The organism is Actinomadura rubrisoli (assembly GCF_004349215.1).
GTDB lineage: Bacteria > Actinomycetota > Actinomycetes > Streptosporangiales > Streptosporangiaceae > Spirillospora > Spirillospora rubrisoli.
This window is the reverse complement of sequence record NZ_SMKU01000494.1, coordinates 1-5273: the sequence shown is the minus strand read 5'-3', so window position 1 is coordinate 5273 and position 5273 is coordinate 1. Positions and strand designations below refer to the sequence as shown.

The 5273-nt window shown below is 68.7% G+C and carries 5 protein-coding genes; 3 read left to right on the top strand and 2 right to left on the bottom strand.

Annotated elements, in window-relative coordinates:
* Window positions 1-888, bottom strand: an 888-nt coding sequence (locus tag E1298_RS43840) for a hypothetical protein (protein ID WP_207945212.1), incomplete at its 3' end; no start/stop codon positions are given.
* 355 nt (window positions 889-1243) lie between these two features.
* Between E1298_RS43840 and E1298_RS43835 the strand changes: the two genes are divergently transcribed.
* The 3 genes from E1298_RS43835 (at window position 1244) to E1298_RS43825 (ending at window position 4169) form a co-directional block, all read left to right on the top strand.
* Complete coding sequence (locus tag E1298_RS43835) at window positions 1244-1768, top strand: RICIN domain-containing protein (protein WP_165975950.1); 525 nt, start codon at window positions 1244-1246, stop codon at window positions 1766-1768.
* Between the two features lie 99 nt (window positions 1769-1867).
* A complete protein-coding gene (locus E1298_RS43830) occupies window positions 1868-2800 on the top strand; it encodes a hypothetical protein (RefSeq protein ID WP_131903289.1) in 933 nt (310 codons plus the stop codon).
* A gap of 1093 nt (window positions 2801-3893) precedes the next feature.
* Window positions 3894-4169, top strand: a complete 276-nt coding sequence (locus E1298_RS43825; protein WP_131903291.1) for a MerR family transcriptional regulator — start codon at window positions 3894-3896, stop codon at window positions 4167-4169.
* An 8-nt stretch (window positions 4170-4177) separates the two neighbouring features.
* Here the strand turns inward: E1298_RS43825 and E1298_RS43820 are convergent.
* On the bottom strand, window positions 4178-5273 hold a 1096-nt coding region (locus E1298_RS43820; RefSeq protein ID WP_165975949.1), incomplete at its 5' end, for a HEAT repeat domain-containing protein.

The window sequence follows — 5273 nt, the reverse complement described above, 5'->3', positions numbered from 1 at the left end:
GACTTCCCCCGCCGGGCCCTCCGCCAGCACCCGCGTTATCGTTCCCGTCGTGCGCAGCAGCCGTGTCGTGCCCCGGCCACGGTCGACGTCGAGATAGTTCACACCGCCGCCCGAATCCACGGTCAGCGAGGATGGCACGCCCGCTGTCGCGGCGACTCGTCGCATCCGGCCGCCGGTGACGTTGACCAGGCGGAACCCTTCGGCCGCCGCGATCCCGCTTCGGGTGGGAACAGCCGAGGTGACCTGGCCCTTGAGCTCGATCCCCGCACTTAGCCTTCCGGTTGCGGCGTCGAGGCGCACGAGTCGGGTCTTGCCAAGATCCTCGTCGCCTTCCTGCGTGAGCACGGCATCCTCGCCTGTGCCGCAGCCAGGGTTGAAGTAGGCGAGGCTGGCGGTGAACGGCAGCTTCGTCACAGCGCCGTCGCGCAGGTCCACCACGGCGGTGAAGGCGCCGCGCCGCGCCAGGCCGGGCTTGTTGGTGAAGGTCCGGGGCGCGTACACCACAACCGCGTGCCGACCCGAGGACGTCAAGCAAGCGTTGCCGATCCATTGATCGGTCTCGAGTCCGGACACGGTCAGCGTGGCGGCCGTGTGCCAGGTGTATCCCGCCCGGGCCTCAGCCGTCAGCAGATGCAGACCAGTGGCGTCGCCGATCGTCGTCCACGCCATGTCACCGGAGACATTCCACCTCGTGCCGAGAATGCCGGCGCGCTGGTCGGCGAGAATGCCGGGCGACTCGGATGTTGGAGGAGCGGTCGCCGGTCGTGGGACGGCGAACGGCCGCGGCGCGGGGGCGGCCTTCGCCGGGAGCGGCTGAAACAGTGCGGCGACCATCGAGCCGACAATTGCCGCCGCGAGTACCACGTTACGGCGCGTAAGGGTATTCACACTTCCACCCTCCGTAAGCAAAGCCACGGGTGAGATCGAGTCGGCCGCCTGATCATGGCCGGAAATCACTCAAGCGGCAAGAGGTTCAGGACACAGCCAACTTTCCGCATGTGGTCAAGCCTGGAAAATATCGCTGTCACGCCGAGTTTTCACCCTGCGCGACGAGGCCGACACAGCTTATGATCTTGCGATTCCCTGCATGCAAGGCGAGCATTGGTACTGGCGCCGTATCCGGCCCACGGAACAGGCGTGCGCGGCCCGGATCGGCACGAGAACGGCAGATCTTCGCCAGGAATCGACTGCCGGTCTTCAGGGCGAGGACGGCCGAACGGGGCCTTGGACAGAGGGAGTGGAAATGGTGAGATCAGGAGTTGCCACGCTTGTCAAGGCAGGGCTGACCGGGGGGCTGCTGACGGTCGCGGGGTTCGCGTTCCTTGCACCCGCGGCGCACGCCGACGGATGGGTGACATGGAAGAACGCCAGGACTGGCGGGTACATGGACAATTACCAGGGCCGCACCGGAAACGGCAACCCCATCATCCATTGGCCCGGCAACAGGGGGAACAACCAGAAGTGGTGGTCGGCCACCCACTCGGACGGCTCCAAGGCGTACATCAACGCGGGGAGCAACAAGGCCCTCGACGGTGACGCCAGATACTGCTTCGCGCCGATGGTTCAGTGGGACTGGCACGCACAAGCCAATCAGCGATGGTGGCGCCACACTGTGCAGGGCGGATACATGCTTCAGCGGGCCCAAGGCTGCTCCGGCTACCGTCCGCTGGTCATCTCGGTAACCGACACCTCAAGGGGCTCCCAGCTCTACACGCAGGAGCAACGGACCATCAACAACTCGGCCGAGCCGCAGCAGCGCTGGAAGTGAGCCCTGCATCAGCGGAGAATCCGCAGTACGAAGGTCACGACGCTGCGAGCCGATCCGCAGGGACACCCGCCACTTCGACTGACTGGAGAGGAACCTAACATGAAGATCGTCCGAAGTTCACATCACTCCCGGCGGATCCGCTGGATCGCCGCCGTGGTGACCCTGTCGGCCGTGGCCGGTTGCGGCACGGAGAAGGTCGCAGCCGGCAATCGCTCCTCGGACGAGCCGCCCCTCGGCCCGATTCCGACCGTGACGAGCAACGCGCACATTCCTCTCCCTCTCGACTCCTACATTCTTTCCATTGACGAGGTCGGTCTTATCGAGAAGGCCCGGGCGATCGGCGCCCGCGACTGCCTGCGAAGTTTAGGTTTCGGCGCATCCTCCACGGCCGCCTTGGCCGCCATCGATCCCACCGACGCTGACGAGCGGGTCGTCGAGTATCTGGATCCGGACATCGCGGCCAAGCGGGGGTACGGCGGCATAACCCCACCGGACGAAGGCGAGACCAAGGCGGGCAGGGCGGCCCCCGATGCTGACAGCCACCTCGGCGCCGCCTACCTCGGAACCAGGAAGTCCACACCGAAGGGCCGCTCGATCCCCGATGGAGGATGTTTCGCTGAGGGCGACAGGAAGGTCAAAGAAGGCACGGGCACTCTTGAGTTGGATCCCAGGTCAGTCCGCACATCGGGGACGGTTGCGGTGATGAAGGACAGCCGTTACAGGGCCGCGGTTTCCCAATGGTCCTCGTGCATGAAGGCCCGCGACCTGGACTACGACGCACCCGAGAGCGCTCGCCTCGATCCCGACTGGGACAAGCGGCCAACCGCCGAACCGCCCTCCGAACGGGAGCGCCACGTCGCAGCCGCAGACGCCGCATGCAGGCAGCAGACCAACATCGTCGGTATTGCCGTGGCAGTCGAAACCGCCCATCAGAGCAAGCTGATCAACGAGAACAGGGAAAAGCTCGAAGCCGGGAAAACGGTAGTCGCCCAGTGGCTGCGCAATGCCAACGCCATCATCGCCAAGGGTTAGCAACACCATCAGGGAATCCATCGACACGGAGACAGCCGCCACCGTGACGCTGGAAGCTGGAGGATCCGCGCCGTCTCAGAGAGTCCGCCGCTGCTGCCAGGAGTGTGCTGACCGCCGGGATGTCGAGGGGCGGCGCAACTCAGACATGCCAACTGTGATCAGGCGTCATCGGCGAGACCGGTGGCGTCTGACGCGTTCGGCGATCTCCATCCCTGCCAGAGCGCGCCTGAGCATGCCGCGTCTCGACGCAGAACGTCCACCTTGGCGTGGAACCTCGTGGACGGCGGCGACCGGGCCCGCACGAGGTTCTCCCGCTCGGCGCTACGGCACCGGCTGTGGGCAGCACGGGTCTGCTGCCGCTGACGGCCAGGTCGCGTGCGATCGCAGCGAAGGCTCGTCCTCGGCTGTGCTGCCGTGGGAGGAGCCTTCGGCTCTGACCGGCGGTCGCTGACGATCGTGGGCTGGGCGCTGGGGCGGTCGTGTGCGTGGGGTTGAGAAAATCTTTAGTGGGGGCGGTAGATATTCGCGGGAGGGTGGGGTAGAGTAACTGACATCGAAGCGGAAACAAGTCCATGAGACGTGGCAGAGGACGAACTGCCCGAGCAGATGGATGGCGCGGGTCGGGCGTGTTGGGGTCAACGCAACGGAAGGGACTCCGGCAGCCGGCTCGGCGCCCGGTGGCCAACGGGTCGCCGACAGCAGGAACGCAGGTAAGAGAAGGAACACAGGTAGGGAAACAAGGAAGGGGGTTCTCGGCACCATCGGGATCGCCCGTCGCGGGCTTCACGCCGCACGGGTACCGGAGCTCCACGGATTGGACGGTGGTCTACGGTCACGCATTCGCGATCCACGCGCCGCCGCTTTGCGCGGGTGGCGCGGACGAGAACCGGTCACGCGGCCGGATAGATGGTGTTGTACCTCATGGCCCCGGCGCCGGGATTGGCGCCGGGGCCCCGTTGGCGTTTCCCGTGGCGGTACGGAAGGTTTTGTGAAAGCACCTCAGCCGGCTCGGTCCGGCACCAACCCAGAACACGACGCCCCTGGCACCTCCGTCCAGGACAGGCTGGACGACGACGACTACCCGGCCTACAGCATGGGCCGCGCCGCCGAGATCCTCGGCGTCACCCCGGCGTTCCTGCGCAGCCTGGACGTCGCCAAGCTGTTCGTGCCGCAGCGCTCGGCGGGCGGGCACCGCCGCTACTCGCGCTACCAGCTGCGCCTCGCCCAGCGGGCGCGCGACCTGGTCGACCAGGGCACGGCCCTGGAGGCGGCCTGCCGCATCATCATCCTGGAAGACCAGCTCGCCGAGGCCCAGCGCATCAACGCCCAGCTCCGGCGGGGCGACGGCCGGCCACCTGCGCCAGAGTGACGCCCCGCCTAACCGGTGATCTTTCGCAGGACGGCGATGTAGCGCTGACGGCGGTCGGGGCGGGCCCGGGACGCGGCGTGGCGCAGCGCGGGGATCGCGGGCGCGCCGATCAGGACGAGCCCTTCGGCGGCCGCCTCGCGGACGAGCCGGTGGGCGTGCGCCAGCAGGGTGACCAGGCCAGGGATGGCCGGCTCATGGGACGCGTGGGACAGCGTCCTGACGGCGGAGCGCACGACGCCCGGCTCCGGGTCGTCCAGGAGCCGGGTGGTCTGGGCCAGGTAGGCGGCCCGGTCCAGGACGCGGCGGGAGACGCGGTGCGCGTGCAACCTGACCTTGGTCTCCCGGTGGACGATCAGCTCCGCGAGGAGTCCGGTGAACTCGCCGTCCGGAGGGGCCTCGGCGAGCGCGGTCAAGGCGCGGCGGATCTCCTTGGGATCGCCCTCGCGGGCCCGCTTGAGCAGCTCCGCCCTTGAGGGTTCGCGGACGGTCCCGGGCCGGTGCTCGCGGAGCGCCGACAGTGCGGCCTCGTCGTCGGCGGCCGCGCCGGGGTCGCGGAGCGGGCCGTCCACCAGGATGAGCTTGCCGGCCAGGTCGTCGCGGCCCTCGGCGCGGAGGTGCTGGACGGTGCGCTCCAGGGCGGGCGTGCGCAGCAGCGGACGGCCCGCGAGGAGGTCGAGCAGGCCCCACGCGCGGTCCGCGAGCCGTCCGGAGAGGGCATCGGCCACGATGTCGGGGGCCACGCGGCGCAGGGCGTCCCCGGCGGACCGGTCGCCGTGTTCCCAGGCGGACAGGAGGGCAGGGACGAGCGGTTCCAGTTCGACGGCGTCCAGGTGCCCGGCCAGGCGGACGAGGCGCTCGCCCTTCCCCGGGACGCCGCTCATGGGGACGGGCAGCTCGATCCTGCCGTCCAGGTAGGCGCGGAGCAGTACGTGACGGGTCGCGGGTTCGGGCCAGTCGAGCAGGGCGCGGGCGGCGGTCTCGCGGCGTTGCGGGGACGGATCGTCCAGCATCGCCAGGAGGCGGTCGCGTTGCGCCGTGGAGCGGGGCTGGTCGAGATCGTCCGGACGCGGGGTGCGGGCGGCGGGCGCGGGGGTCCGGGCCTCC